This window comes from Glycomyces sp. NPDC048151, from assembly GCF_043202775.1.
In the GTDB taxonomy this organism is placed as follows: domain Bacteria; phylum Actinomycetota; class Actinomycetes; order Mycobacteriales; family Micromonosporaceae; genus Glycomyces.
This window is the reverse complement of sequence record NZ_JBIDBB010000003.1, coordinates 1-26,873: the sequence shown is the minus strand read 5'-3', so window position 1 is coordinate 26,873 and position 26,873 is coordinate 1. Positions and strand designations below refer to the sequence as shown.

General features: G+C 69.7%; 26 protein-coding genes and 1 rRNA gene. 6 read left to right on the top strand and 21 right to left on the bottom strand.

Features of this window, described 5'->3' with window-relative positions; genetic code table 11:
• Nucleotides 1–4: 4 nt before the first annotated feature.
• The 9 genes from ybeY to hemW all read right to left on the bottom strand — a co-directional run bounded on the left by ybeY (nt 5) and on the right by hemW (nt 9,283).
• On the bottom strand, nt 5–478 hold the full coding sequence (gene ybeY, locus ACGGCP_RS06750; protein ID WP_392962134.1) for an rRNA maturation RNase YbeY: 474 nt from the start codon (nt 476–478) through the stop codon (nt 5–7).
• On the bottom strand, nt 456–2,579 hold the full coding sequence (locus tag ACGGCP_RS06745; protein ID WP_392962131.1) for a PhoH family protein: 2,124 nt from the start codon (nt 2,577–2,579) through the stop codon (nt 456–458). The genes ybeY and ACGGCP_RS06745 overlap by 23 nt, the downstream gene beginning before the upstream one ends.
• Before the next feature lie 142 nt (nt 2,580–2,721).
• A complete protein-coding gene (locus ACGGCP_RS06740; RefSeq protein ID WP_392962128.1) occupies nt 2,722–3,075 on the bottom strand; it encodes a histidine triad nucleotide-binding protein in 354 nt (117 codons plus the stop codon).
• Nucleotides 3,076–3,089: 14 nt separating this feature from the next.
• A complete protein-coding gene (locus tag ACGGCP_RS06735) occupies nt 3,090–3,815 on the bottom strand; it encodes a 16S rRNA (uracil(1498)-N(3))-methyltransferase (RefSeq protein WP_392962125.1) in 726 nt (241 codons plus the stop codon).
• Between the two features lie 20 nt (nt 3,816–3,835).
• Nucleotides 3,836–4,321, bottom strand: a complete 486-nt coding sequence (locus ACGGCP_RS06730; protein ID WP_392962122.1) for a hypothetical protein — start codon at nt 4,319–4,321, stop codon at nt 3,836–3,838.
• 246 nt (nt 4,322–4,567) lie between these two features.
• Nucleotides 4,568–5,701 carry a molecular chaperone DnaJ gene (gene dnaJ, locus ACGGCP_RS06725; protein WP_392962120.1) on the bottom strand — a complete coding sequence of 378 codons (1,134 nt, stop codon included), beginning with the start codon at nt 5,699–5,701 and terminating at the stop codon, nt 4,568–4,570.
• Between the two features lie 15 nt (nt 5,702–5,716).
• Nucleotides 5,717–6,733 carry a heat-inducible transcriptional repressor HrcA gene (hrcA, locus tag ACGGCP_RS06720; protein ID WP_392962117.1) on the bottom strand — a complete coding sequence of 339 codons (1,017 nt, stop codon included), beginning with the start codon at nt 6,731–6,733 and terminating at the stop codon, nt 5,717–5,719.
• 110 nt (nt 6,734–6,843) lie between these two features.
• Nucleotides 6,844–7,968 (bottom strand): CapA family protein, encoded by a 1,125-nt coding sequence (locus tag ACGGCP_RS06715; protein WP_392962114.1) that lies wholly within the window; start codon nt 7,966–7,968, stop codon nt 6,844–6,846.
• 154 nt (nt 7,969–8,122) lie between these two features.
• A complete protein-coding gene (gene hemW / locus ACGGCP_RS06710) occupies nt 8,123–9,283 on the bottom strand; it encodes a radical SAM family heme chaperone HemW (RefSeq protein ID WP_392963561.1) in 1,161 nt (386 codons plus the stop codon).
• A gap of 66 nt (nt 9,284–9,349) precedes the next feature.
• On the opposite strand from hemW, the gene ACGGCP_RS06705 reads away from it, so the two are divergent.
• The 4 genes from ACGGCP_RS06705 (at nt 9,350) to ACGGCP_RS06690 (ending at nt 13,687) form a co-directional block, all read left to right on the top strand.
• On the top strand, nt 9,350–10,141 hold the full coding sequence (locus ACGGCP_RS06705; RefSeq protein ID WP_392962111.1) for an enoyl-CoA hydratase-related protein: 792 nt from the start codon (nt 9,350–9,352) through the stop codon (nt 10,139–10,141).
• 50 nt (nt 10,142–10,191) lie between these two features.
• Nucleotides 10,192–11,025, top strand: coding sequence for a hypothetical protein (locus ACGGCP_RS06700; RefSeq protein WP_392962108.1), 834 nt, complete (start codon nt 10,192–10,194; stop codon nt 11,023–11,025).
• Nucleotides 11,026–11,146: 121 nt separating this feature from the next.
• A complete protein-coding gene (locus ACGGCP_RS06695; RefSeq protein WP_392962105.1) occupies nt 11,147–12,805 on the top strand; it encodes an alkaline phosphatase D family protein in 1,659 nt (552 codons plus the stop codon).
• A gap of 213 nt (nt 12,806–13,018) precedes the next feature.
• On the top strand, nt 13,019–13,687 hold the full coding sequence (locus tag ACGGCP_RS06690) for a hypothetical protein (protein ID WP_392962103.1): 669 nt from the start codon (nt 13,019–13,021) through the stop codon (nt 13,685–13,687).
• Between the two features lie 59 nt (nt 13,688–13,746).
• Here ACGGCP_RS06690 and lepA read toward each other — a convergent pair whose 3' ends face one another.
• A complete protein-coding gene (lepA, locus tag ACGGCP_RS06685) occupies nt 13,747–15,579 on the bottom strand; it encodes a translation elongation factor 4 (protein ID WP_392962100.1) in 1,833 nt (610 codons plus the stop codon).
• Between the two features lie 368 nt (nt 15,580–15,947).
• Nucleotides 15,948–16,970 carry a hypothetical protein gene (locus ACGGCP_RS06680; protein WP_392962097.1) on the bottom strand — a complete coding sequence of 341 codons (1,023 nt, stop codon included), beginning with the start codon at nt 16,968–16,970 and terminating at the stop codon, nt 15,948–15,950.
• An 89-nt stretch (nt 16,971–17,059) separates the two neighbouring features.
• Between ACGGCP_RS06680 and ACGGCP_RS06675 the strand changes: the two genes are divergently transcribed.
• Nucleotides 17,060–17,656, top strand: a complete 597-nt coding sequence (locus tag ACGGCP_RS06675; protein WP_392962094.1) for a TetR/AcrR family transcriptional regulator — start codon at nt 17,060–17,062, stop codon at nt 17,654–17,656.
• 257 nt (nt 17,657–17,913) lie between these two features.
• Nucleotides 17,914–18,186 (top strand): 30S ribosomal protein S20, encoded by a 273-nt coding sequence (gene rpsT, locus ACGGCP_RS06670; protein WP_205328010.1) that lies wholly within the window; start codon nt 17,914–17,916, stop codon nt 18,184–18,186.
• 316 nt (nt 18,187–18,502) lie between these two features.
• Here the strand turns inward: rpsT and ACGGCP_RS06665 are convergent, their stop codons facing one another.
• The 10 genes from ACGGCP_RS06665 to rrf all read right to left on the bottom strand — a co-directional run.
• Complete coding sequence (locus ACGGCP_RS06665) at nt 18,503–18,754, bottom strand: hypothetical protein (RefSeq protein WP_392962090.1); 252 nt, start codon at nt 18,752–18,754, stop codon at nt 18,503–18,505.
• The gene (gene holA / locus ACGGCP_RS06660) at nt 18,747–19,790 is read right to left on the bottom strand and encodes a DNA polymerase III subunit delta (RefSeq protein ID WP_392962088.1); all 1,044 of its coding nucleotides are present in this window, start codon (nt 19,788–19,790) and stop codon (nt 18,747–18,749) included. The genes ACGGCP_RS06665 and holA overlap by 8 nt, the downstream gene beginning before the upstream one ends.
• Before the next feature lie 196 nt (nt 19,791–19,986).
• Nucleotides 19,987–22,302, bottom strand: a complete 2,316-nt coding sequence (locus ACGGCP_RS06655) for a ComEC/Rec2 family competence protein (RefSeq protein WP_392962085.1) — start codon at nt 22,300–22,302, stop codon at nt 19,987–19,989.
• 72 nt (nt 22,303–22,374) lie between these two features.
• On the bottom strand, nt 22,375–23,109 hold the full coding sequence (locus ACGGCP_RS06650) for a helix-hairpin-helix domain-containing protein (RefSeq protein ID WP_392962082.1): 735 nt from the start codon (nt 23,107–23,109) through the stop codon (nt 22,375–22,377).
• 380 nt (nt 23,110–23,489) lie between these two features.
• Complete coding sequence (locus tag ACGGCP_RS06645; RefSeq protein WP_392962079.1) at nt 23,490–24,338, bottom strand: DegV family protein; 849 nt, start codon at nt 24,336–24,338, stop codon at nt 23,490–23,492.
• Nucleotides 24,339–24,351: 13 nt separating this feature from the next.
• The gene (locus tag ACGGCP_RS06640; RefSeq protein ID WP_392962077.1) at nt 24,352–24,816 is read right to left on the bottom strand and encodes a hypothetical protein; all 465 of its coding nucleotides are present in this window, start codon (nt 24,814–24,816) and stop codon (nt 24,352–24,354) included.
• Between the two features lie 98 nt (nt 24,817–24,914).
• Nucleotides 24,915–25,571, bottom strand: coding sequence for a histidine phosphatase family protein (locus ACGGCP_RS06635; protein ID WP_392962074.1), 657 nt, complete (start codon nt 25,569–25,571; stop codon nt 24,915–24,917).
• Nucleotides 25,568–25,990, bottom strand: a complete 423-nt coding sequence (gene rsfS, locus ACGGCP_RS06630) for a ribosome silencing factor (protein ID WP_392962071.1) — start codon at nt 25,988–25,990, stop codon at nt 25,568–25,570. The genes ACGGCP_RS06635 and rsfS overlap by 4 nt, the downstream gene beginning before the upstream one ends.
• A 119-nt stretch (nt 25,991–26,109) precedes the next feature.
• Nucleotides 26,110–26,712, bottom strand: a complete 603-nt coding sequence (gene nadD, locus ACGGCP_RS06625; protein ID WP_392962068.1) for a nicotinate-nucleotide adenylyltransferase — start codon at nt 26,710–26,712, stop codon at nt 26,110–26,112.
• A 69-nt stretch (nt 26,713–26,781) separates the two neighbouring features.
• Nucleotides 26,782–26,873: ribosomal RNA gene (gene rrf / locus ACGGCP_RS06620) — 5S ribosomal RNA — on the bottom strand; the annotation flags it as partial.

Here is a 26,873-nt window from a genome sequence, read left to right as displayed (position 1 = left end):
GGGCCTAACTCTCCGCTGCGGCGTCGCGTTTCGCCCGCCAGGCGTCGAGCAGCCGGTTCTGCAGGCCGAACATCTCCTTGGCCTGCTCCGGTTCGGCGTGGTCGTAGCCGAGGATGTGGAGCACGCCGTGGACGGTCAGCATGTGCATCTCGTCCGCCGTCGAGTGCCCGGCGTCCTTGGCCTGGGCCTCGGCCACCTCGGGCGAGAGCACGAGGTCGCCGAGGATCGGCGTGCCCGGCTCGGAGGAGTCGGGGCGGCCGGGCATGGCGTCGTCCATCGGGAACGAGAGCACGTCCGTGGGGCCGGTGCCGCCCATCCAGCGCTTGTTGAGCTCGGTCATGTGCTCGATGTCGACGATGAGGACCGAGAGCTCCGCGAGCGGGTTCACGCCCATCTCGTGGAGGGCGAACTCCGAGACGGCGCGGATGCCCGACTCGTCTACTGCCCGGCCGGACTCATTGATGATCTCGATGCCCACGGTTTCCTCGTTGCCCCTTCTTGGGGTCGCCGGTTCTGGCGTCCCACTTCTCGTAGGCGTTCACGATATCGCTGACCAGCTGGTGCCTGACGACATCTTCCGCCCGGAGGGTGGCGAAGTGCACGTCCTCGACGTCCTGGAGGATGTCGCGGACGACGCGCAGCCCGGAGGTGGCGTTGTTCGGCAGGTCGACCTGGGTGATGTCGCCGGTGACGACGATCTTCGACCCGAAGCCGAGCCGGGTGAGGAACATCTTCATCTGCTCGGGCGTGGTGTTCTGCGCCTCGTCGAGGATGATGAACGAGTCGTTCAGGGTGTTGTGCGTGACCAGGTAGTCCTCGGTGACGTACAGCGAGTCGGCGGCGCCGACCTGAATGCACACCGCTTCCTCTTCACCCGCGTACTCGATGCTGTCGATGAACCGCATCGGACGGCCACCGCCGCCGCTGGCGTGGTACTTCGCCCGCTTGCGCTCGAGCCGGAACGGCTCGATCCCTTCGGGGAGGCGGATGTCGATGATGTGTGCGTCCTGGCGGTGCCGCACCTCGCGACCGTTGGCCAGACCGGGCTTGCGGCCCGCAGCCGGCCGGCGGCGGCTGTAAGCGATGCCGCCCAACGACTGGACGAGTTCGATCACGTGGTCGTGGAGCACAATCGAGGTCGTCGTGTACTGGATTCGGCAAGTTCGGCCCTTTTGGGCCACGGGCCCGCCGTCCGAGTCGAGCAGACCCTGCAGCAGGGACAGCCGGATCTCCGGAGTGTTGAAGCGGTAGTCCTCCGGGATGAACTTGCTGTGCGACCTGGTTCCCAGCAGTTCGAGTTCACGCAGCACTGCGGTCACCGGATTGGCAATGGTGATCACGTCGCCGGGTTCCGCGATGCGGTTGAGCGTGTAGTCCGGACCGGAGAGGTGCCGGACCCGGATACCCGGAACCGCGGTCTCGAGAGCCGACGCGAGGTCGGCGTCTTCGGTGCTGAACGAAGGAGTGGTGGATCCCGTCAGGCATCCGTCTCCGAGCAGGAGGCCCAGTGCGTAGGGATCCATGGGCACTTCTCGGGCCGGGAACTCTGCAGGCTTGCTGACGAGCGGGAGCTCGTACTTGCGCTGGTGATGGACCCGGAGATCATCGATCATCTCCTGGGTTTCAAGAATCCGGAAAGGCTTGCCACGGCGCTTGTCGGCGGCGGTCTTGACCGCCCACAGGTGCTCGTTGCAGGCCAGCACCGAGGCGCCGTCCTGGGTGGTGACCCGGTACATCTCCTTCTTCCCCTGCGGGAAGACGCCAAGCACCGGGGTCGGTTCGCCGTTCGAGCCGACGACAAGATCGCCGACTTCGAGGTCACCGATAGGCCGCCAGCCGTCCGGGGTCAAGACGTTGGTAAACAGGGGCTGGGCCCTGCCCCTCATGAAAGCCAGGGGCGCGACCTCGATCGTGCCCGCCTCCATGAGCTTCGGGATCGACGCGGGGTCGATCATGTCGTGGAGCGCGTCGTAGAGCGGGCGCAGGTACGGGTCGATCTTCTCGAACAGCGTGCCCGGCAGGAAGCCGAGCTTCTCCCCGGCCTCGACGGCGGGGCGGGTGAGGATGATCCGGTTGATCTCCTTGGCCTGCAGCGCCTGCACGGCCTTGGCCATGGCGAGGTAGGTCTTGCCGGTGCCCGCGGGGCCGATGCCGAAGACGATCGTGTTGTTGTCGATCGCCTCGACGTAGTGCTTCTGGCCGAGCGTCTTGGGGCGGATCGCCTTGCCGCGCTTGGAGACGATGTTCTGCGTGAGCACATCGACGGGCCGCTCGCCGGGAGCGGACTTGAGCATGTTCTCGGTGCGCCGGATCATGTCCGGGTCGACGCTCTCACCGCTCTCGACCAAGGCGAGCAGCTCCTTCACGAGTCGTTCGGCGGCGTGCAGCGCGCCGTTGAGTCCGGTGAGGGTGATGGTGTCTCCGCGCACGTGGAGGTCGACGCCGGGATTGCGGCGCTCGATGTAGCGGAGGTTCTCGTCGGCGCGGCCCAGCAGTGCCATGAGCGAGCTCTGGTCGCCGACGGTGATCGTGGACGAGATCGTCGAGTTTTGCTTGCCGTTGTCAGAGCGGTCGGTCATAGGCTTCGCCCGCTGAGGGCTGTTCGCCACCTGCTTCCAAAGTGAGACTCGCAGCGGCCTGTGTGGCCGCTGTTCTACATGCCTCAATGGTAGTTGCCGCCTGCGACAGGCGACAACGAGTAATCGCGGAGCCGGTGTGATTTCAGTTCGAAAGCATCCGTCCGAGCGGTTTCCCGCCCGCCACGTGGAAGTGGACGTGGAAGACGTCCTGTCCGCCGTCCGAGCCCGTGTTGGCGAAGAGCCGCCATCCCGACTCGTCGACGCCTTCGGCCGACGCGACCTCGGCGGTCGCGCGCAGGACCTCCCCCGCGAGCGCCGGGTCGGCCGCGGTGAGCTCGTCCACGTTCGCGTAGTGGTCCTTGGGCACGACGAGGACGTGTGTGGGGGCCTTCGGGTAGAGGTCGCGGAACGCGAGCACGCGCTCGGTCTCCAGGACCTTCGTGGAGGGGATGTCCCCGGCGACGATCTTGCAGAAGATGCAGTCGGTGTCGGTCATGCCCGGAATCCTAGTCACCAGCGGCCGAGGCGGGCTTGGAGGACGGCGAGGGCGGCTGGGCCTGCGGTGGAGGTGCGCAGGACGGTGTCGCCGAGGCGGATGGGTTCGCCGAACTCCTTGAGGGCGTTGAGTTCGTCGGGGCTGATGGAGCCCTCGGGGCCGATGACGACGGCGATCTCGCCGGTTTCGGGGAGTTCGACCCGGGAGAGCGGTTCGTGGGCCTCTTCGTGGAGGACGAGGACCTTGGCGGCGCCGCGCAGGCGGGCGACGAGCTGCTTGGTGGTGTGGAGTTCGGCGACCCGCGCGAGGTGCGGGCGGCGGGCCTGCTTGGAGGCCTCGCGGGCGGTGGCCTCCCATTTGGCGCGGGCCTTGTCGCCGCGGGGGCCCTTCCATTGGACGATGGATCGCGAAGCGGCCCAGGGGATCACCTCGTCGACGCCGATCTCGGTGAGCATCTGGACGGCGCGTTCGCCGCGGTCGCCTTTGGGGAGCGCCTGGACGACGGTGAGCTTCGGGTCGGGGGCGGGGACGTCGCGCCGGTCGAAGATCTGGACGCGCACCGAGCCGCGCTCGGCGTGCGTGACGCGGGCGGCGGCGGTGCCGCCGGAGCCGTCGCTGAGGATCAGGGTCTCGCCGGGCTGGAGCCGCTGCACGTCGGCGGCGTGGTGCCCTTCGGGCCCGTCGAGGGTGTAGTCGTCGTCGGCCGGGACGGCGTCGACGAGGAAGACCGGTGCGCTCACCGGGACAGCTTAGTCCGGTGTCAGCCGATGAAGTCCCAGGCGCGGTCCCAGCGGACCCGGCTCTCGATCTCGCGGGCCGTCTTGGTTCCGGAGAGGACGCCTTGGCGGCGTTTGAGGAGGCCGCGCGGGAGGTGGTACGGGACGAGGTCGACGTAGCCGTTCTTGTCGGCAGGCGGGCTCCACCGGGCGGCGTTCACGGGGACGCGCCATTCGGGGTTCTTGGGGGCCTGGGTGGTGCTCTTGAGGACCCAGTAGCCGCGCCCGGAGTAGCCGAGGACGTAGCAGGGCCGGGCTTTGGACTGGGAGGGGTCGTCCTGGTGCGGGAAGTCGGCCCACCAGCGTTCCCGGGGCTGGGGTCCGCCCTGAGGCGCGGGGGCGTAGCGGCGGGCCTGGGTCGGTCCGGTCGCGGGGCGGCGCACCCGGTAGACGAGGTAGGCGATGACGGCGATGCCGACAATTGCTACGCACCAGAGCGATTCGGAGGCGCTGTCGAGGAGCTCGATCACAGCGGTCGAGTGTAATCGGGGCGCCCAGGGAGGCGGGGCGGCCGAAGCGCGGCCGTTCAGTAGGTCTGGTTCGGGCCCATGCCGTTGGCGCCGCCGGTGCCGTCGCATGCCGGCAGGGGGCCTGGCCGATCGCTTGGCGGCCCGAGCCCGCGCACTGGCAGCAGCGGCCGCCGTCAGGGTTCTCGCTCGTGATGTGGAACGGCGCCAGGCGTTTCCGCTCGGCGCCGTTCCTCAGTCCGTAAGTCGCTACGCGTGGCCGTTGAAGGCGTCGCGCATGCGGCTAAAAAACCCGCTGCCGCCTTTGACCTCTTTGATCTCCTCGTCGCGGAGGCTGGCGAGCTTCTTCAGGAGCTCTTCCTGCTCGGCGTCGATCTTGGTGGGGGTGCGGACGTCGAGTTCGACGAAGAGGTCGCCGCGGGTGCCGCCGCCGCGCAGGCGCGGGACGCCGTGGCCGCGGACCTTCTTGATGGTGCCGGGCTGCGTGCCTGCGGCGACCTCGACTTCGACCTGGTCGTCGAGGGTGTGGATGTTGAGCTTGGTGCCGAGCGCGGCCTGCGTCATGGGGACGCGGACGCGGCAGCGCAGGTCGGAGCCTTCGCGGGTGAAGACCTCGTGGGGCTTCTCGTGGACCTCGACGTAGAGGTCGCCGGCGGGCCCGCCGCCGGGGCCGACTTCGCCTTCGCCGGAGAGGCGGATGCGCATGCCGTCCTCGACGCCGGCGGGAACCTTCACGGTGATCCGGCGGCGCGAGCGCACGCGGCCTTCGCCGCCGCACTTGCGGCACGGGTCGGTGATGATGGTGCCGTAGCCGGAGCAGGCCGAGCACGGGCGCGCGGTACGCACCTGGCCGAGGATCGTACGCTGTACGACTTGGACCTCGCCGGAGCCGCTGCACGTGGAGCAGGTCTGCGGTTCGGCGTCGCCTTCGGTGCAGGAGCCGTTGCAGGAGTCGCAGAGGATCGCGGTGTCGACGGTGAGCGTCGACTCGGTGCCGAACGCGACTTCTTCGAGGTCGAGGTCCAGGCGCAGCAGCGCGTCGTTGCCAGGGCGGGTGCGCGAGCGCGGGCCGCGGCGGCCGAAGCCGCCCATGGAGCCGCCGAAGAAGGCGTCCATGATGTCCTCGAAGCCCATGAAGGGCGCGCCGCCGCCCGCTGCGCCGCCTCGGGCGAACGGGTCGCCGCCGGCGTCGACGATCGCGCGCTTCTGCGGGTCCATGAGGACCTCGAAGGCGGCGTTGATCTCCTGGAGGCGCTCTTGCGCGTCCGGTTCGTCGCTGACGTCGGGGTGGTACTTGCGCGCCAGCTTCCGGTACGCCTTCTTGAGTTCGTCGTCGGTGGCGTTCCGGTCGACGCCGAGAATGCCGTAGTAGTCCTTAGCCACGTGCGCTCTGTCCTGTCAGCGGTTCTGTTCCAAAATCTCGGACACGTACCGGGCGACGGCGCGGACGGCCGCGATCGTGCCCGGGTAGTCCATGCGGGTGGGTCCGAGGACGCCCATGTGGCCGACCACCGAACCCGGTCCGTATCCGGCGGTGACCACGGTGGTCTCGCGGAAGTCGTCGAGGTTGTTCTCGTCGCCGATGCGCACCGTCAGGAGCGCGTTGGAGTCGGCGCGGCCCAGCAGCTGCATGAGCACGACCTCCTCCTCGAGGGCTTCGAGGATGGGCCGCAGGGACCCGGCGAAGAAGTTCCCGGGGCGCGTCAGGTTCGCGGCGCCCGCGACGGCGACGCGCTCCTCGGTGCGCGCCACGACCGTGTCCAGGAGCACGCGCGCCAGCGCGGAGGCGGTGGCGTGCTGCTCGGGGCGGGCGAGCCCTGCGAGGTCGGCGATGATGCGCGGGGCGTCGGCGAGCGGTTTGCCCTGGAGCTGCTCGTTGACGAGGCGGCGCAGGTCGAGGACGTCGTCCTCGCTGAGTTCGGCGGGCATCTCGACGTAGCGCTGCTCGACGCGGCCGGTGTCGGTGATCATGACGACCATGAGCCGGGTGGGCGTGAGCGAGACGAGTTCGAGGTGGCGGACCGAGGAGCGGTTGAGGCTCGGGTACTGGACGACGGCGACCTGGTGGGTGAGCTGGGCGAGCAGGCGCACGGTGCGGGTGACGACGTCGTCGAGGTCGATGGCTTCGGAGAGGAAGCGGTGGACGGCGCGGCGCTCGGCGGCCGAGAGCGGTTTGATCTTGCCGAGGCGGTCGACGAAGAGGCGATAGCCCTTGGCGGTCGGGATGCGCCCGGCCGAGGTGTGGGGCTGCTGGATGTATCCGGCCTCTTCGAGGTAGGCCATGTCGTTTCGCACGGTGGCTGCGGAGACGCCGAGGGCGTGGCGCTGCGAGACGGCTTTGGAGCCGACGGGCTCCTGAGTGGCCACGTAGTCCTCGACGATGGCGCGCAGCACTTCGAGTTTGCGATCGTCCATCGCCGCCACGTCCCCTCCGTCGTTCGGTGTGCCCCGGACCGGACCCGGGTTCAGTCGGCCGGACTCAAGTCTGGCACTCCCGGTCCGGGAGTGCCAGTCTACGTGTGCGGTCAGGCGGAGGGGATGACGAGCGCGCCGTCGTCGCCGACGGTCACTCCGGCGTCCCCGAAGTCGTCGGCGAGTTCGTTGAAGTCGTCGAACGCGCCGTTGTCCTCGTCGGGCTGGGGGTAGCCGTCGCCGTCCATGCGGGTGGCGGTGACGTTGGCGGCGGTGAGGGTGCCGTCTTCGCGGATGGTGACGGTGAGCACGGCGGAGCGGCCGAGGGGGCCGTCGGTGGCGAAGAGGCCTTGGCCGCCGCCGAAGTTGCCGAGGGAGTGGACGATGAGCTTGCCGTTGTACCACTCGATGCCGCGCAGGACGTGCGGTCCGTGGCCGACGAAGATGTCGGCGCCGTTGTCGATGCAGGTGTGGACGAATTCGCGGGTGTTGCCGCGGTCTTCGCCGATGTAGTTCTCGACGCCTTCGGGGACGTGCCGGTGGTCGGTGCCTTCGGCGCCGACGTGGGCGGTGGCGACGACGATGTCGGCCTGTTCCTTGGCGGAGGCGACGAGCGCGGCGACGGCGTCGAGGTCGCGCAGGTCGGTGTAGAAGCTGTAGGGCGCGAAGCCGACGATGCCGACGGTGAGACCGCTCTCGGTCTCGACGAGGCAGACCTCGTCTTTGATGCCGCTGACCTGCATGCCTGCGGCTTCGGCGGCGTCCTGGGTCTCGGTGGCGCCGTCGGGTCCGGCGTCCCAGCCGTGGTTGTTGGCCTGGTTGAGGACGTCGAATCCGGCGTCGGCGAAGACCTGGGCGTATTCGCCGGGGAGGCGGAAGTAGGTGCACTCGCCGCCGCCGCACTTGTCGAACTCCTGGGTGGAGAGGGCGCCTTCGAGGTTGGCGATGACGACGTCGCCGTGGAGGAGGTCGGTGACGCCGCTGAAGAAGCTCGCGCCGTCGTCGGAGGCCATCTGGTTGGGGTAGGAGCCGGGCATGGTGTCGCCCACGTGCGTGATGGTGATCTCGCGGGGTTCGGGCGAGGGGGCCTCGGAGGTGGGCTCTTCGGCGGCCTGGCCGCCTTCGTCCTCGACGGGGGGCGGCTCTTCCTCGCCGCAGGCGGCGGCCGCGGCGAGTCCGGCGGCGGAGGCGGCGACGAGCAGGCCGCGGCGGCCGAGTGTGGGCGTTGCTGTGCGCATGGGTGCGGGCTCCGGGTGGTGTTCGTTATTGGGGGGTCCGTGCGCGGACGTCACCTGGGAGGTGCCGCGGCCTCTAGGGGGAGGCGCGCGGGGCGTCACGACAGGCGAATGCGGTTCGCCTTCACGAATCTATCGTTGACCGGCCGGAACGCCGTCAGGAGGTGAGGTCTCTCACGACCGCGTCCGCGAGGAGTCGACCGCGCAGCGTGAGCTTGAGGCGTTCGTCCTCGATGACGGCGAGTCCGTCGGCCGCCGCCTGCTCGGCGGCCGCCTTGCCGGTCGGACGCAGCAACGATAGCGGGAGTCCGCTCGCCAGGCGGGTGCGCAGGAGGATGCGCTCGAGGTACTGGTCGTCGTCAGTGAGGTGCTCGTGCCCGGCCGCGGGGAGGCCTTCGGCGAGCGCGGCGCCGTACGTCGAGGGGTGCTTGTGGTTCCACCAGCGGACGCCGGGCAGGTGCGAGTGGGCGCCCGGTCCGGCGCCCCACCAGTGGCCGCCCTCCCAGTACAGGAGGTTGTGGCGGCATTGGGCCGCTTCGGTTCTGGCCCAGTTGGAGACTTCGTACCAGTTGAATCCGGCTGCGGAGAGGACTTCTTCGGCGGCGAGGTAGCGGTCGGCGGCGACGTCGTCGGAGGGCTGCGGGACCTGCCCGGAGCGGATGCGGCGGGCCAGCGCGGTGCCGTCCTCGACGATGAGCGCGTAGGCGGAGACGTGGTCGACGCCGGCGTCGACGGCCGCGTGGAGGCTCGCGGCGAAGTCAGCACTGGTCTCTCCGGGCGTGCCGTAGATGAGGTCGAGGCTGACGTGCGCGAACCCGGCCTTGTGGGCGTAGGCGACGGCGTCGAGGGCCTTCTGCGGGGAGTGCTCGCGGTCGAGGATCTTGAGGACGTGGGAGGCGGTGGACTGCATGCCGACCGAGAGGCGGGTGAAGCCGCCGTCGTGGAGTTCGGCGAGGTAGTCGGCGTCGACGGATTCGGGGTTGGCCTCGGTGGTGGCCTCGTAGCCGTCGGCGAGCCCGAAGGTCGCGTCGATCTCGGCGAGGATCGAGGCGAGGTCGGCCGCGGTGAGGAGGGTGGGGGTGCCGCCGCCGAAGAAGACGGTGTCGACCTTCGATTTCCGGTCGAAGCGCGCGGCGGCGTCGCGGATCTCGGCGCGGACGATCGAGGCGTACGTGTCCCGCGAGACCCCTGCGCCGAGTTCGGAGGCGGTGTAGGTGTTGAAGTCGCAGTAGCCGCAGCGGGAGACGCAGAACGGGACGTGCACGTAGAACCCGAACCCGGCGTCCCCTGTCGCGGGGTCGGCGGCGGCCGCCGCGATCGAGGCGGCGGGCGAATTCGGGTCGGCTACTGGCGAGACGGTGCGCACGCCCACTACGGTACTGGCGTGGAACGCAATGACGCACCGATCGCCTACCGCGCCGAACAGGCAGTGGCGACCATTACCCTCAACGCGCCCGAACGGCGCAACGCCCTCTCGACGCATCTCATCGCCGAGCTGCGCACCGCGCTCGCCCGGGCCGTCGCCGACCGCGACGTGCGCGTGGTCGTGCTCGACCACGCCGGGCCCGTGTTCTGCGCGGGCGCCGACCTGAAGGAGTCGGTAGCGGCGAGCAGTGTCGCGGCGCTTCCGGCGGCGCACCTGGCCGAGCTGCTGGCCGACATCGCGGAGGCCCCGGTGCCGGTGGTGGCGGTCGTGCGCGGGGCCGCGCGCGGCGGCGGTCTCGGGCTCATCGCGGCCGCCGACTTCACGATCGCCTCGCTCGAGGTCGAGATGGCGTTCAGCGAGGTCAGGCTGGGCGTGGTCCCGGCCGTGATCGGCCCGGTGGTGGCGAGGCGGATCACCCCGGCGCGGATGCGGGAGCTGTTCCTGGCGGGCGGCGGGATCGTCGTCGAGGACGCGGACGTGTTCACGGGCGAGGACGCCGCCGAGTGGGGCCTGGTGTCGGCCGCGGTCTATGAGGAGCATCTCGATTCGGTGGTCGAGGACCTGGTCGCGAGGCTGGAGCTGGGCGGTCCGTCGGCGCAGGCGGGGATCAAGGCGCTTACGGCCGCACCGGATCTGCGCGGGGAGTTGCGCAAGGCGGCTGCCGTGACGGCTGAGTACTTCTTCTCCGAAGAGGGCCGGGAAGGCACCCGTTCGTTCCTTGAGAAGCGTCCTCCTTCTTGGGTAGGCTGATCAGCCGCCGACCGACCTGATCGGAGTCAACGTTGCGCGTTCTCCCCGCTGTGACCTCGCTCTTTCTCCTCGCGGCTCTCACGGCCTGCACCGAAGAGGCCCGGGAAGCCCTGCGGCCCAGCAAGACCGGGTGCTACCTGGGCTCGGGTGCCGAGGTGCACCTGAGCGCCGAGCAGGCCTCCAACGCGGCCACGATCGCTGCGGTGGGCATGCGCGAGGGCATGGACGAGCACGCCGTGGCCGTGGCGATCACCACGGCCATGCAGGAGTCCGAGCTCATCAACGTGAACTTCGGGCACGACGACTCGCTGGGGCTGTTCCAGCAGCGCCCGAGCATGGGCTGGGGCTCCGAGGAGGAGCTCATGGACCCCGTCTACGCCTCGTTCAAGTTCTACGAGAAGCTCCAGCGCACCGACGGGTGGGAGGACATGCGGCTCGGCGACGCGGCGCAGGCCGTCCAGATCAGCGCCTACCCCGAGCTGTACCGGCAGTGGGAGAGCGACGCCGAGGTCATCGCCGACGTGTTCGCCGGGGGCGAGGAGGCCGGGCTCGCCTGCGTCTCGGGGAGCCTGAGCGAACGGGCGGCGGACCCGGCGGTCCTCGCCGACGCGTACGCCTATCATTGGGGCACAGAAGTGTCCGAAGTAGACGATGCGCGGCTCGTGATCGAGACGGGCGGCGCCGCGGAGGGCTGGAACCGGGCCGCGTGGGCCGTCGCCAGGGCGTACGACCACGACGTCGCCTCCGTCTCCTTCAACGGGATGGTCTGGACCCCAGGCGAAGAGCAGTGGGCCGAACCCGACGCGGAGACCGACGGCGAAGCGCAGGTCGTCGAAGTCGCCGACTCCACGGCCGTGATCGTCACCTTCGCCGCCCCCGAATAACCGGACGCAGAGTTCCGCGCCGGTTCACCGGCGCGACCTCCAGAGGTTCCGGCGCATCCACGCTCGCTTGCTGGGCTGTACGGGTCACAAACCCGCGCAACTCCCCCGAAGCGAGGTCCATATGCGCCTGTCGCGCCGAATCCTGCTCGCCTCCTCCGCCGCCGGAGCCGCCATCGCGGTCCCCGCCGCCGGCTGGGCACAACCGAACACGAACACCCTCGACACCGACCCCTTCACCCTCGGCGTCGCCTCCGGCGACCCCGAACCCGACGGCGTCGTCCTCTGGACCCGCCTCGCCGTCGACCCCCTCGCCGAAGACGGCATGGGCGGCATGCCCAACGGCGCCTTCGACGTCAAGTGGGAGGTCGCCCGCGACGAGCGCTTCCGCCACCGCGTCGCCCACGGCGAAGTCCAGACCGCCCCCGAGATCGGCTACAGCGTCCACATCGAAGTCGAGGGCCTGCGCGCCGGCCACGAGTACTACTACCGGTTCAAGACCGGCAAGTGGACCTCCCCGGTCGGGCGCACCGTCACCGCCCCGCCGCGCAACGCCATGCCCGAGGAGCTGCGGATGGCCTTCGCGTCCTGCTCCCAGTACGAGCACGGCTACTTCACCGCCTACCGGCACATGGCCGAATCCCGCCCCGACCTCGTCCTCCACCTCGGCGACTACCAGTACGAGTACAAAGCCAAGGTCTACAACTCCCCCGACGGCAACGTGCGCGACCACGAAGGGCCCGAGACGGTCTCGCTCGCCACCTACCGCCAGCGCCACGCCCAGTACAAGGCCGACCCCGACCTCCAGCTCGCCCACGCCGCCGCGCCCTGGCTCGTCGTCTGGGACGACCACGAGACCGAGAACAACTGGGCAGACGAATTCCCCGAGGCCGGCTCCGACACCCCGAACCCGGCCGACTTCCTCGCCCGCCGCGCCGCCGCGTTCCAGGCGTACTGGGAGAACATGCCGCTGCGCCGCACCTCCGTCCCCGCGGGCATCGACATGCAGCTGTACCGCCGCGTCCGCTGGGGCCGCCTCGCGAACTTCCACATGATGGACACCCGCCAGTACCGCGACGACCAGGCCTGCGGCGACGGCACCCAGTCCAACTGCGCCGACGCGTGGGACGAGTCGCGCACCATCACCGGCGAGGCCCAGGAGGAGTGGCTCATCGACGGCTTCCACGCCTCCCGCGCCCGCTGGGACATCCTCGGCCAGCAGGTGTTCTTCACCCAGCGCGACAACACCGCGGCCGCCGACGTCCTGCGCACCAGCATGGACGGCTGGGACGGGTACGCCGCCTCCCGCCAGCGCCTCATCGACGGCTGGGTCGAGGCCGGGGTCCGCAACCCGGTCGTCCTCACCGGCGACGTCCACACCCACTGGGCCGGCGAGATCAAGACCGGCTTCCCCGGCCTCGACGGCGAGTCCGTCGGCGTCGAGCTCGTCGCCACCTCGATCACCTCCGGCGGCAACGGCGTCGACTCGGTCCCCGAGGACAACGCGGCCCTGAAGATCAACCCGCACATCAAGTTCCGCAACGCCCAGCGCGGCTACGTCGAGACGGTCATCACCCCCGAGGAGATGAACGTCGACTTCAAGGTCGTCCCGCAGGTGACCGTGCAGGACGCGCCCGTCTACACGCGCCGGTCCTACACCATCGCCGACCGCGAGCGGGCCCTCCACCAGACCTACGACCGCCCGGTCGACGTCGCCACCATGTCGACGAACACCAACCCGTTCGCGAACTCGGACGAGCTCGCCGACGACTACCTGAACTAGCACTGTCCCGCGGAAGGGCGGCCCCGGCGATCCCGGGGCCGCCCTTCCGCGCCTCCGTGATCCATTCGGGTTCTTTCGAATAGCGTTCGAAATTGCGCTGTATTGCCATATCCCCCACGCAATTGCGCGGAAAACTCCGTCCCCCGGAACGAGCCGGGAAAGGCTACAGTGAGCAGAGAAAGCACGCCCTTCTCTTTGCCCGGAGCAGCGATCATGACCTATCCGCCGCAACCGCCCGAATCGAATCCGCACGGCCCCTACCCAGGTGGCGGCCCCGCCGGACCGCCGCCGCACCAGGGCGGCGCGCCCCAAGGGCAGGGCGACTTCGCCTCCGAATGGGGCATCAAGGAAAACCCTTCCCGCCCTAAGAAAGTCAATCAGCTGACGCAATTGCTGTGGGTCTATGCCGCGGCCACGGTACTGGTGTTCGTGTTCTCGCTCATCGCCTCGGCGACCGCGCCCTGGTGGTACGGGACCGGGTTCCTCGTCGGCGGGGCCGTCTTCGGTCTGCTGTGGGGCGCGCTGGCGGTCGCGATCGCGTACTTCATCACGAAGGACAAGCTCGGCACGTTCGGGGCGCAGGACCCGCGCACGCCGCTGTACATCGGGCTCGGCGTCCTTGGCTTCTTCTCGCTCGGCGGGTTCGTCGGCGGCTGGGGGCTCGGCTGGTACGCGGCACTCGGCTCGCTGCTGGCGCTGGCGAAGCTCGCCGCGGTCGGCGCGGCGTTCTACCTGGTCTTCCAGCCCGAGGTCGAGCAGTACTTGAAGTCGCGGCCGGGCAACCAGCCGAAGCCGCCGCACCAGCCGCCGCCGCACGGCTACCCGCAGCAGCCCCCGGCCCCGCCGCAGGCGCCGCCGCCGGGCTACCCGCCGGAGATGTAAGCAGTGCAAGACGAAAAGGGGGCGGAGCCGCGCGGCTCCGCCCCTTTTCTCGCGTCCGTCTACTGCTCGTCGGTCCGCAGCGCGGCGATGAACGCCTCCTGGGGGACTTCGACGCGGCCGATGTTCTTCATGCGCTTCTTGCCCTCCTTCTGCTTCTCGAGGAGCTTGCGCTTGCGGGAGATGTCGCCGCCGTAGCACTTGGCGAGGACGTCCTTGCGCAGGGCGCGGATGGTCTCGCGGGCGATGATGCGCGAGCCGATCGCGGCCTGGATGGGCACCTCGAACTGCTGGCGCGGGATGAGCTTCTTGAGCCGCTCGGAGAGGCGCACGCCGTACGCGTAGGCCTGGTCCTTGTGGACGATCGCGGCGAACGCGTCGACCTTCTCGCCCTGGAGGAGGATGTCGACCTTGACGAGGTCGGACTCCTGGGAGCCTTCGATGTCGTAGTCGAGCGAGGCGTAGCCCTTGGTGCGGGACTTGAGCTGGTCGAAGAAGTCGAAGACGATCTCGGCGAGCGGCAGGCTGTACCGGAGCTCGACGCGGTCGGTGGAGAGGTAGTCCATGCCCATCTGGACGCCGCGCTTGGACTGGCACAGCTCCATGACCTGCCCGATGTACTCCTTCGGGGTCAGGATGGTGGCCTTGGCGACGGGCTCGGTGATCGAGTAGATCTTGCCCTCGGGGAACTCTGAGGGGTTGGTGACCTCGACTTCCTCGCCGTCCTCCTTGACGACCTGGTAGACCACGTTCGGCGCGGTCGAGATCAGGTCGAGGTTGAACTCGCGTTCGAGGCGCTCCTGGATGATCTCCAGGTGCAGGAGGCCGAGGAAGCCGACGCGGAAGCCGAAGCCGAGCGCGGCCGACGTCTCGGGCTCGTACTGGAGCGCGGCGTCGTTGAGCTGCAGCTTGTCGAGGGCCTCGCGGAGGTTGCCGTAGTCGGAGCCGTCGATCGGGTAGAGCCCGGAGTAGACCATCGGCTTGGCCTCGGTGTAGCCGGGGAGGGCCTCGGTGGCCGGGTTCTTGTTGAGGGTGACGGTGTCGCCGACCTTCGACTGGCGCACGTCCTTCACGCCGGTGATGAGGTAGCCGACCTCGCCGACGCTGAGGGCCTTGGAGACCACGGGCTCGGGGCTGATGACGCCGATCTCGAGGAGCTCGTGGTCGGCGCGGGTCGACATCATGCGGATGCGGTCGCGGGCGTTGAGCTTGCCGTCGACGACGCGGATGTAGGTGACGACGCCGCGGTAGACGTCGTAGACGGAGTCGAAGATCATCGCGCGGGCGGGCGCGTCGGGGTCGCCGACGGGCGCCGGGATCTGCGCGACGACCGCGTCGAGGAGCTCGGCGACGCCGACGCCGGTCTTGCCGGAGACGCGGAAGACGTCCTCGGGCTCGCAGCCGATGAGGTTCGCGATCTCCTCGGCGTACCGGTCGGGGTCGGCCGAGGGGAGGTCGATCTTGTTGAGCACCGGGATGATCGTGAGGTCGTTGCTCATCGCGAGGTAGAGGTTCGCGAGGGTCTGCGCCTCGATGCCCTGCGCGGCGTCCACGAGGAGGATCGCGCCTTCGCACGCGGCGAGGGAGCGGGAGACCTCGTAGGTGAAGTCGACGTGGCCGGGCGTGTCGATCATGTTGAGCACGAAGCCCTGGCCTTCGGCCTCGCCGGAGCGGGCGGTCCAGGGCATGCGCACGGCCTGGGACTTCACGGTGATGCCGCGTTCGCGCTCGATGTCCATCCGGTCGAGGTACTGCGCGCGCATCTGGCGGGCGTCGACGACCTCGGTGATCTGCAGCATGCGGTCGGCCAGCGTGGACTTGCCGTGGTCGATGTGCGCGATGATGCAGAAGTTCCGGATCGACTCCGGAGCGGTCGAGCCTGGCGCGTTGGTCACGGTGGCCTTCCTTGATCGAGCGGTGCCGAGTTTGCGGCTCGCAAGCCTCGCCATGCCTGCTTGCGAGCTGCGCGCGTGCACTGAGCACTGGCGCAGTCGAGCGGGGTGGCTAGCCAATTCTGCCTTACTCCTGCGGGAACCCCCGCCCACCCAGCAGGAAAAGGCTCCCGCTCACCCGAAGCAGCCCCCGATGCGCCCGCACCCGCCCGCAAAAGCCCGCCTTGTCGTACCCGCCTGGGACCACCGATACCGGGGGCGGCCGCGAACCACCGCCCTATCCGACCCCCGCTGCGCCGAAAACACCCGGCGGCCCCGGCCCGCGCCTGTGCGCGCGGGCCGGGGCCGCCGGTTCATCTCCCGTCCGGCCGCTACGCGCCCGCCGCCGCGGGCTCCTTCGCCTCCTCGGTCACGCCCTTCACCTTGGCGCGGACCGCGCCGATCGTGAAGAGCAGCACGCCGACGACGACCCATCCGGCGAGCACCAGGAGCGCCGCCTCGCCGCCGTTGCCGTCGAAGTACGCGGTCGAGCGCACCAGCGTCCCGCCCGCGCCCGGCGACAGGAACTGCCCGAACTCGCCCCACGGCGCGGGCAGCAGCTCCGGTGCGGCCGCCATGCCTGACAGCGGGTTGCCCACGAGCATCACGATCACCGCGCCCAGAATGAACCCGGGACGGCCCAGCAGCTTCGCCAGACCGAGGATGCCCCACGCGGTCGCCGCCATGGTGAGCGCCAGCGCCCCGGCGATCGCCAGGTAGTCGCCGTCGATCGCCTCGAGCACGTACATCAGGATCGCGGCGACGCCCGCGCCCACGGCCAGCGGCGCGAGGACCGCGGCGGCCGCCTGGCGGCCCGAGCCGCGCACGGTGAACGAGATGAGCGCGGCGATCACGATGCCGCCCACGGCCATCGGGAACGCCGACGCGGCGAGCCCCGCGCCGTTCGGGTCGTCTGCGGGCAGCGCGACCAGGTCCTCGACGTTCACGGCGACAGGCTGCCCGGCGGCCTGGCCCATCTGCGCCGCGACCTGCTCGGCGATGCCGGTCACGAGGCGCGTCACGGTCGGCGAGGCGGCCGAGGCGGTGTAGAGGTCGACCGACTCGGGCGTGATCGCGATGGCCGCGTAGACCTCGCGCTCCTTGATGAGGGTCTCGGCCTCGGCGGCGTCGGCGACGGCCGTGACGTCGAACCCGTCGGGCTCGGCCTCGTCGAGCTGCGCCTGGACCTGGTCGGCGGCCGCGTCGGGGCCGATGACGGCGATCGGGACTTCGTTGGGGCCCAGCCCGGCCGAAGGCCAGGCGAAGGCGAGGGTGAGGACGCCCACGATGAGCGCGAGACCCGCGCTGATCCCGATCACCCGGCCGACCGGTGTGGGCTTGGGGGTGGTTTCCATGATGGTTTCCAATCATCCGCAAGATACGGTCCGTATCTTGATTTCCTCAAGCTAACATAAGAAACGGTCGGTATCTAGAGGGGGCCCGGTTGGAACGCAAGACGACTTCCCGACGTCGCGGTGAGGCGCTTGAGCAGGCGATCCTCGATGCCGTATGGGACGAGTTCCGTGAAGTCGGCTTCTCCAAACTCACCATGGAAGGCGTCGCGAAGCGCGCGGGCACCAGCAAGCCCGTGCTGTATCGCCGCTGGTCGAGCCCGGTGGAGCTGATGATCGCGTGCGCGGCGAGCCGTGTCCCCAAGGCCGAGTCGGTGCCCGACACCGGCACCCTGCGCGGCGACACCATTGCGTTGCTCACACTCGCCCACGAGCGGATGCGCATCGTGGGCCAGACCGCGATGCTGAGCATGCTCGCCCAAGTCAGCGTCGACCCTGAGGCCCGCAAGGTGCTCATCGAGGGCATCGTCAACAACCTCTCGAAAGCGCTCAGCGGCACCGTCTACGCCCGGGCGATAGATCGCGGCGAGCTCGCCGAGGAACACCTCACCGAACGTCTCGCCCGACTCCCGATCGACTTGATGCGCAACGAGTTCATCCTCTTCGGCCACGTCGACACCGCCGCGATCGAGGAGATGCTCGACCAGGTGATCCTCCCCGCCCTCAGGGCCCGAGGCGCCACGGTCTGAACCGCCGCGCCTCACCCGCACGGCCGCCGCGGAAGGTCGTCCGGCACCCGCCCGCGAGGCCTTCGGGTATCGCGGGTAACAGCGGCGCACCGGGATTCGCGCCGCGCCCGCGACCTCGTGTAACCTGGTTCGCGGTCATGCTCCCAGGGCGTGTGCGATGCTCGGCTCCTGGTAACGTTGACAGGCGCTCGGAGTGCCCTCTGCCTCCGACGCGATCAATTAAGGAACCAAGCAATCACGAAACTGAGGCTTCACGCGTGGCGAACATCAAGTCCAAAGAAAAGCGCATTCTGACGAACGAGAAGCGCCGGATGCGCAACAAGGCAGTGAAGTCGTCGCTGAAGACGTCCGTCCGGAAGTTCCGTGAGGCGTCTGCCACCGGCGACGTCGCCGCCGCTGAGACCCACCTGCGCGCCGCCAGCCGCGAGCTGGACAAGGCTGCCACCAAGGGTGTCATCCACAAGAACCAGGCCGCCCAGCGCAAGTCCAAGCTGGCCGCGTCCTTCAACAAGCTCTCCGCCGCCGCCTAAGCGCGAGCGAACGAGCAGCGACAAAGCTTCAGAAGGCCCAGGGGTTCGCCCCTGGGCCTTCGGCGTTCCCGAGCGCGCGGCTCCTCCTGACATCCAACGCTTCCGGGCACCGCCACCTCCAGCCACAATCGCCCCCGGGCACCGTCACCGCCGGACTCCGCCACCTCCGGGAGCGCGGCTCGTCCAAGGCGAGCGGTTTCTCCGAGGACTGTCACACCCTCAAGCCATCATTGCAATCGGGGGCGGCGCAATCCGGACACACCCGACCCCCGGATCGGGACGACTCGGACCCACCCAGACACGCCCCGCACTGCGCTCAGCCGTGCCGCTCCAACGTGCCCGCGATCAGGTCGTTGAGCTTCACCATGCCCGCCACCGCGAGCGGCAGCACCGGCACCACCCACCACGACACCAACTCGGTCAGCGCCATCAGCACCGCAAGCGCGATCGAGCCCTCGAAGAGCACCACGCACCAGATGTTTGACAGGTACAGGTGCCGCAACCGCAGCATCCGCGCGTACCAGGGCCGGCGCGGCCGGGACACTCGCCCGTGACGGTACTCAGACACGACTGCCCTTCCCTGCCGCGCTCAACCGGGTGATCTCCAGGATCGCGTGCTCCAGCGCCCATCCCCGGTCGTCGGCCCCGCCCTTGACCTCCCCGTTCAACCGGGCGCACACGCGCATCGCCTCCGCGAGCGCATCAGCGGTCCAGTTGCGGGCCTGCTTGCGCGCCTTCTCGATCTGCCACGGCGCCATGCCGAGCTGCCCGGCGAGCTGCGCCGCACCGCCCCGCTCGGCCGCGACCCGAGACAGGTTCCGCACGGCCATCGCCAGCGCGTCCGCGATCGGCACCGCGTCGACGCCGACCTGCATCGCCCAGCGCAGCGCGCCGAGCGCCTCGGCCGCGTCACCGGCGATCGTCGCGTCGGCCACGGTGAACCCGGAGACCTCGGCGCGGCCGGAGTAGTACTGCGCCACGCTCTCCTGCGTGATCTTCCCGTCGGTGTCGGCGACGAGCTGCGCGCACGCCGAAGCGAGCTCACGCAGGTCCGACCCGACGGCCTGGATGATGGTGTCGGCGATCTCCGCCGAGGCCGAACGCGGCGACGCCCCCGCGTCGCGCAGTTCCCCGCGCACGAACGCCACCCGGTCGGGCTGGCGCTTGATCTTGGAGACGCGCACGACCTCCACGTCGAGCTTCTTCAGGCCTTCGGCGAGCCCCTTGCCCTTGTTGCCGCCGTTGTGGCACACGGCGAGGTAGATGCCGGGGGCGGGCTGCTTCGCGAAGGCGAGCACCGCGGGGGCGAGGTCCTTGTCGACATCCTGGCCCGACTCGATGATGCCGACGACCGCGCCGCCGAACAGTGTCGGGCTGGTCAGCTCCGCGAAGGCGCCCGCGGTGAGGTCACCGCCGTTGATGCGGTTGACGGCGGGCGCAGTCTCCCCTTCGGGGAGCTCGGCGCGCACCGCCCTCACGAAGTCGGCGGCGGCCCGCTCGGCGAGGAATTCGTCGTCGCCCTGGATCAGGCGGATGGGTTCGAGTGCAGCCACCGGACCATCCTCCCATGCCGCCCGCGGACCCCCGGGTTTCGACCGGGCCATCGTCTACCACACGACCACGGTCAGCTGCCCGGCGATGCCGAACCGCATCAGGACATCCCTCACCCATTCACCCGAAAGGCGACCTTCCGGCGCGGCTGCCCCGGAGCCCGTCCGACCAGACATGTCGTACCCCCACGCGATCATTGAAACCGGGGGATCCCGCGATCCGACACACCCGACCCCGGGGGCCGGAGCCTCAGTTCCCAGTCGTCACCTCGAACTCGTTGCCGTTGCGCACCACGGTGATCCGACCCGACTCGTCCGTCCGGAACACCAGTGCCCCGCCGTCCTCCAACACCCCGATCGGGCCCGGATCCGGGTGGCCGTACTCGTTGCCGCGTCCGACCCCGACCAGCGCCACCACGGGATCGGCCGCCTCCAAGAACTCCCGCACCTGGAACGACGACCCGTGATGCGGCACCTTCAACACGTCCACCCCGAGCACCGCCCCGCTCCCGAGCAGCGCGCGCTGGCCCTCCAGCTCGACGTCACCGGTCAAGAGCAGGCTCGTGCCGGCGACCTCCGCCCGCACCGCGACCGAGTTGTTGTTCGGGTCCGATCGCGTGCCGCTCAGCAACTCCGCCGGAGGCCCCAGCACCTCCAACCGCGTCGCCCCGAACTCGAAGACCTCCCCCGGCACCGCCTCAAGCACCGGCACCTCCCCGGCCCGCTCCTCGACGAGCTCGAACCCGTACGTCGCCTCCCCCGGCGGCGGCGCCAGGATCGCGTCGACCGCACGGCCCTCCATCGCGCCACCGATCCCGGCAGTGTGATCGATGTGGAAGTGCGACAAGACGAGCAGCGCGATCCGGTCCACCCCCAACTCGTCCAGACACGCGTCCACCGCCGCAGGCTCCGGCCCCACGTCGACCACCACGACCGCATCCCCCGCAGGCAGCACCAGCGCGTCGCCCTGACCGACATCGCACATCGTGACCACCCACCCCGAAGGCGGACCGCCGGTCATCAAGCACGCCGGAACCGTCCCCAGCCCGGCGGCGACGAGCACCGCGAGGACCGGCACCCGCAGCCTCCGCAACTGCAGCAGCACGACCAGCACCGCCAGCGCCGCAGCCGACCCCAGACCCCACCACACGCCGCCGGGCACCGGCACCAGCGCACCCGGAATCTCGGCACCGTTGCGCGCCAACCAGATCAGCCACCGGGCCGGAATCGCCGCGAGATGCGCCGCCACCTCCCCGGCCGGGAGCCACACCGCCGCCGCCGCAGCAGCACCCACCGCCAGCACCACCACCGGCGCGGCCACGAACGCCGCCAGCACGTTCACCGGAACCGACACCAGGCTCACCCCGCTGCCGAGCCCGATCAGCAGCGGCGTGACCGCCACCTGCGTCGCCAAAGGAATCGTGACCGCCAACGCCACCGACTGCGGCCAACCACGGTGCTCGAGCGGCCGCGCCCAGCGGAACGCCAGGAACAGCAAACCGACGCACGCCGCGACCGACAGCGCGAAACCCGCCTGCGCCGCCATGTCCGGGTCGGCCAGGATCACCACGAGCACCGCCGTCGCCAGCCCCGGCATCGCAGCCCTCGGACGGCCCGCGGCCAACGCCAGCAACGTCATCGCCGCCATCACCGCCGCCCGCAGCACACTCGGCTGCGGCCCTGCCACCACCACGATCGCCGCGATCGCGACCGCACCGGACGCCACGCGGCCGCGCGGACCAGCCCTGCACGCCAGTGCCACCGCCAGCACCGCCCCGACCACCAGGCTCAGGTGGTACCCCGAGACCACCACGAGATGCACCAGACCAGTCGCCCGGAAATCGGCGGCCAGCTCCGCGTCCATCATCGAGGTGTCGCCGACCGCAAGCGCTGGGATCAGGCCCGCCTCGGGCTGCGGCACCGCCCCGGAGGCCGCGGCCAAGCGCCCTCGCACATGCGCGGCCACCCGGCTCGGAAGCGACAGCGCCCCAACGAGTTCTGGAGGCCCGCGGGCGCTGACGACCGCAGCGGTCAGACGTCCCGCGTCCGCTTCACGCAGCACAACGGGAACTGTCAGCCGCTGCCCCGCGTTCACCTCCTGCCACTCCGCGCCGCTGGCGACCAGCAGCACCTGCCAATGACCCTCGAGCGCGACATCATCGGTCTTGAAGGACGTGAGGCGCGCGGTCGCAGTGACGAGCTCCGGCCGCCGGGTCGACGGCTTCGGTGCGGTATGCAGCACCAGCTCCGCTTCCCCGTGCGCTTCACCGGCAGTCGCCGCCGCGAGCCCGGCATGGTCCCGCACGGCCACATGCACTGTAGTCACGCCCGCGCTCAGCAGCCCGCCGAACGCGACCGTCGCGACAGCCGCCGCCAGACCCCGTTTCCGCTTCCGCCCCAAGACCACCAGGACCCCGCACCCGGCTCCGACGAGCGCGCCGCTGACCACATTGCCGTACAGGCCCGCGAGCGCCGCCGCCCACACTCCCGCCGCGACGAGCGGCAACCGCCAATCACGCCGCACGACTTCGGAAGGCGCTGGCCGCAGCGAGAACTCATAGCTCAACAGGCCCACCCCCGACGAAGACCAAGACCCACAGCGGCCCTGATTCAGCCCCACCCACGCCCACGACCCGACTCATAGCGTCACCTGGTCGCGAAGCTGTTCCAAGAGCGCCGATCCGATGCCCGACACCTCGGACAGCTCGTCGAGCGACTGGAAGCTGCCGTTGCTCTCGCGGTATTCGATGATCCGCTCGGCGAGGACGGGGCCGATCCCATTGAGGGCGTCCAGCTCAGTCGCGCTGGCCACGTTGACGTTCACGAGCCCGCCCGCGCTTCCCGCGCCGCCCGAGTCGTCTCCCGGCACCGGTGCCACGGCGCCCGAAGCGGCGGCGTCGGGGACCGCGACGAGGTCGCCGTCGGCGACGACGCGCGCGAGGTTGAGGAATCCGGGGTCGGCGCCCTCGGTCAGCCCGCCCGCTGCCTCGATAGCGTCGGCGACACGCGCCCCGGCCTCCAGCTCCACGATGCCCGGCTCGTTGACGGCGCCGGCGACCGAGACGATGATCGTCTGCGGTTCGGCCGCACTCGCTTCGACGGGTGCGGCGGGCGCGGTCGCGGCGGGTTCGGCGTCCGGCCAGGACAAGAGGGTCACCGACAATCCCACAGCCGCGACCAGCAGCGCGACGGTCACCAGCACCCACCGGTTGAGGTGCGAGAGCCCGAGCCGGTTCTGGAGGCGTTCGAGCCGGTCGTCGAAGCGACGTGCCGGTGGCGGCTTGACGACCGGCTCAGGTTCGGCCTCACCGGTATCGGCGTCGACGGTCTCCTTGCACACCCCGGGTTCGTCAGCAGGTTCGTTGAGCCGCATCCGAAGCCTCGCGGCGAGAGCGGCTGAATCTGGTGGCAGTTCGCGTTCCATACCGGGCTCAACGAACGAAGGACACGGCCGTCACTGCGATCTTTTCGGCCTGTGGATAACTCGAATCGCCCCTGTGGATAACCGCAACAAGTGTGGACGGAGCCCAAACCACCAGCCATAATGCGGCCCGCAAACCAGACCTCCAAATCACCGAGATGTCAGACCCATGTGGGAGAGTCGTCTCATTTCTTCGGTTGGTCGGAGGTGGATGCGGGTGGGAATGGGCACGCCCTATATCGCCGCCGCGGTCGCCGCCGCGGCGGCCGCGCCGCCCGCAGGCAGCGGCGCCCACCAATGAACCATTAGCCGCCGCCCAATCAAACTCCCACTCAGGGAAGACGCCTCGTGATCACGCCGACCAGACCAGGCCCGCAGTGAGCACCAACGGCCGCACCCACTTCCGTCACGTCGATCCGCCGCAACCGGCCCTCGAACCGCTCCCCGAGCCACCCCGCCAAGGCCTCGGCCCGACGCTCGGCGCCCAAGTGGTGCACCGTCATCTCAACCTCGGCCTCGCCCGCGTCGGCCACAGCGAGCGCCGCCAACCGCTGCAGCCCCCGAGTCGGCGTGCGCACCTTCTCCACCACGTCAATGCGCCCGTCCTCGACGCCAAGGATCGGCTTCACCGACAACGCCGTCCCAACGATCGCCCGGGCCGCGCTGATCCGCCCGCCGCGCCGCAGGTACTCGAGCGTGTCCAAGTAGAAGTACGTCGAGGTCCGCCCGATCGCCGACTGCGCCGCCGCAGCGGCCGCCAGCAACTCGGTCCCCTGCTCCGCCGCCTCGACCGCGGCGAGCGCCGGATACCCGACCCCCATGCCCGCGCCGAGCGAGTCGACCACCGCGACCCGCCCGCTGAACGCCGCCGCCGCGGCCTCCGCCGCGGCGACCGTCCCGGAAAGCCTCCCGGACAAATGCACCGAGACGACCCCGCTCGCACCCTCGTCCAACAGCCGCATGTACGTCGCCCGCAGCTCCTCCGGCGGCAGACCCGACGTCGTGACCTCGCGACCCTCCCGGATGGCGCGCACGATCACCTCGCCGCCGATGTCCTCGCCCTCGCGGTACTCGACGCCGTCGATCAGCACCGGAATCCCGAGCACCGTCAAACCGCCGTGCGCGGTGCGCAGCGGCTCAGGCAAAGCCGAAGTGGAATCGGTAACGACGACGACGGTCACGCGGCCACATTACCTAATCCAGGGTCTGGGCATCCTCCACCACGAAAGGGGTCCCCTGCTGGCAGGTCGACATCATCGTGTCGTCGACCGCGCCCTGCAGCGTCACCGAAGCGCCCGCGTACACCACCGACGCGTCGTAGTTCCCGAAGATCCCGTACACGGTGCCCTCGTACTCCAGCACCAGGCAACCGGCTTCGACGCCGGCCTCGATCGTCCCGCTGATCGTCATCGACGAACCGGGCTTGGACGAGTCGCCCAGCGACGGGTCCAGGTACGGGGTGGTCTCCTCCGGCACGGGGCTCTCCTCGGTCGTCTCTGGCGCGCTGGTCGGCTCGGCCGAGGTCACGGGAGTCGACGTCTCGCCGTCGGTCCCGCCGTCACCCGCGCCGCACGCGGCGAGCACAGCCACCATGAGCACGCCGACGAGCGGACCGGTCAGGCCCGCGATCCGTCGAACGCGCGAAGTCTGCGTTTTCATGCCGGTTTGACGCCTCCGAGCCCGGCGCGGTTGCACCTCGACCGAAGCGTACGACGCCGGAACCCGCCCAGTCCAGGATTCAGGGGTCCGGAACGGCACTACCGGGCCGCTTGCTGGCCCTTCGCGAGCGGACTCTGCCCGATCGCGTGCGGGGCCGGAACGCCCAGGTTGTAGCCGAACATGCGCCACTTGCCCGAACGCATACGCCGCAGCTCGGCCCAGTGCGCGTTGTCCATGCCCGAAAGGCTGCTCGCCGACGCCTCGTCGAAACCGAGGATCCCGCCGACGATCTGCCGCGCCGAACCGCCGTGGCACACCACGATCGCGGTGCCGTCGACCTCGGACTCGACCATGTCGCGCACCGCTTCGCCCGTGCGGCGGTGCAGGTCGGCCCAGGTCTCGATGTCAGGGTGCTGCAGCGGTTCCTGCGCGCGCCAACGCCGGTGCTCCTCAGGGAACTGCTCGGCGATCTCGCGCTGCGTCAGGCCCTCCCAAGGGCCGTAAGCACGTTCACGCAGGCGCTTGTCGAGCTCGATCTCCAGCCCGGTCAGCTCGGCGACAGGCTTGGCCGTGTCGACCGCCCGCTTCAGGTCCGAGGAGATGATCCGGACCGGCTCGTAGGCGGCCAGCTCAGGAGCAGCCTCGGCGGCCTGCGCGACACCGGTCGCATCGAGGTCGATGTCACTGGACCCCTGGATGCGACCGGCGATGTTCCACGCGGTCTGCCCGTGGCGGACGATCAGGAGCCGGTTCACTCGGCGTCCTCGACGTCTTCCCTGAGCGCCTCGATCTGGCGCGCACGCTCCGACTCGGTCTCATCGGCCCACTCGATCTCCGGGCAGTCCTTCCAGAGGCCGTCGAGACCGTAGTAGTCGCGGGCCTCCTTGTGGAAGACGTGCACCACGATCTCGTTGTAGTCCAGGAGCACCCACTGCTCGCCGCCCTTGCCCTCACGGCGCAGGGGACGGGTGTCGAACTCCTTGATGAGCTTCTCCTCGACCGCGTCGACGACCGCGTGGACCTGCCGCTCGTTCGAGGCCGAAACGATCACGAAGACGTCCGTGAGGGCGATCTTCGAGGTGACGTCCCGAAGGTTGATGGCGAAGGCCTTCTTGTCAGCCGCCGCCTGGGCAGCCGCGAAGGCCAGGGTCTGGGCGGTTTCACTTGCGGTCACGAACGCTCCTGACAATGGGATTCCCGCCGGCACTCACCGACGCAGCTCTAGTCTTACACGCGGGGTCCGACGACGACTTCCCCGTTTAGCGCCAGTCGCTGTGCGAAGCATCCCAGCGGTCAGCCGCGGTAGAGCCCCTGCTCCCGCACGTACGCCTCGACCGCATCACTCACCAGGTACCGGATCGGCTGCCCGTCCCTCACGCGCTGGCGGCACTCCGTCGAAGACAGGTCCACCGCGGGCATGTCGATGAACTCAACCCTCGCCCCGAACGACGTGTCGACCTCGCTGCGCGAGTGCCCCGGACGGTTCAACGCGATGAACCTCACTGCCCTGCAAAGCTCTTCGACCCGATGCCACGTGTGGAGGTTTTCCAGCGAATCGGCGCCGATGATGAAGTACAGGTCCACTTCCCCGTCGTACTCGGCCCGGACATCAGCCACGGTGTCGACCGCATACGTCGCCCCGACTCGATCGATGTCACAGGTGCTGACCCGGAACAGCGGAGCCGACTCGACCGCCAGACGCGTCATCGCCAACCGCGCGCTCGCATCGGTCACCTTGAGGTGGTGCTTCTGCCACGGATCACCCGTAGGAACGAACACCACTTCATCGAGCGCGCAACGGAACGCCGCCTCGCTAGCGGCCACAAGGTGCCCCAGATGCGGGGGATCGAAAGTCCCCCCGAAAACACCGACACGACGAACTGGCTGGTCAACCACAGCCGAATCCTATCGCGCAAAATAGAAAAGGCCCGACGCATAAGCGTCGGGCCATTCCTTTAAGTAAATGTTTGGCGGTGTCCTGCTCTCCCACACCCTCTCGAGTGCAGTACCATCGGCGCTGGAAGCCGTAACGACCGGGTTCGGAATGGGACCGGGTG

Excerpts from the sequence above, each read along its gene's own strand:
- ACGGCP_RS06745 (WP_392962131.1), bottom strand. The coding sequence starts at position 2,579 with ATGACCGACCGCTCTGACAACGGCAAGCAAAACTCGACGATCTCGTCC.
- ACGGCP_RS06740 (WP_392962128.1), bottom strand. The coding sequence starts at position 3,075 with ATGACCGACACCGACTGCATCTTCTGCAAGATCGTCGCCGGGGACATC.
- hrcA (WP_392962117.1), bottom strand. The coding sequence starts at position 6,733 with ATGGACGATCGCAAACTCGAAGTGCTGCGCGCCATCGTCGAGGACTAC.
- ACGGCP_RS06715 (WP_392962114.1), bottom strand. The coding sequence starts at position 7,968 with ATGCGCACAGCAACGCCCACACTCGGCCGCCGCGGCCTGCTCGTCGCC.
- ACGGCP_RS06695 (WP_392962105.1), top strand. The coding sequence starts at position 11,147 with ATGCGCCTGTCGCGCCGAATCCTGCTCGCCTCCTCCGCCGCCGGAGCC.
- ACGGCP_RS06690 (WP_392962103.1), top strand. The coding sequence starts at position 13,019 with ATGACCTATCCGCCGCAACCGCCCGAATCGAATCCGCACGGCCCCTAC.
- ACGGCP_RS06680 (WP_392962097.1), bottom strand. The coding sequence starts at position 16,970 with ATGGAAACCACCCCCAAGCCCACACCGGTCGGCCGGGTGATCGGGATC.
- holA (WP_392962088.1), bottom strand. The coding sequence starts at position 19,790 with ATGGCCCGGTCGAAACCCGGGGGTCCGCGGGCGGCATGGGAGGATGGT.
- ACGGCP_RS06650 (WP_392962082.1), bottom strand. The coding sequence starts at position 23,109 with ATGCGGCTCAACGAACCTGCTGACGAACCCGGGGTGTGCAAGGAGACC.
- ACGGCP_RS06640 (WP_392962077.1), bottom strand. The coding sequence starts at position 24,816 with ATGAAAACGCAGACTTCGCGCGTTCGACGGATCGCGGGCCTGACCGGT.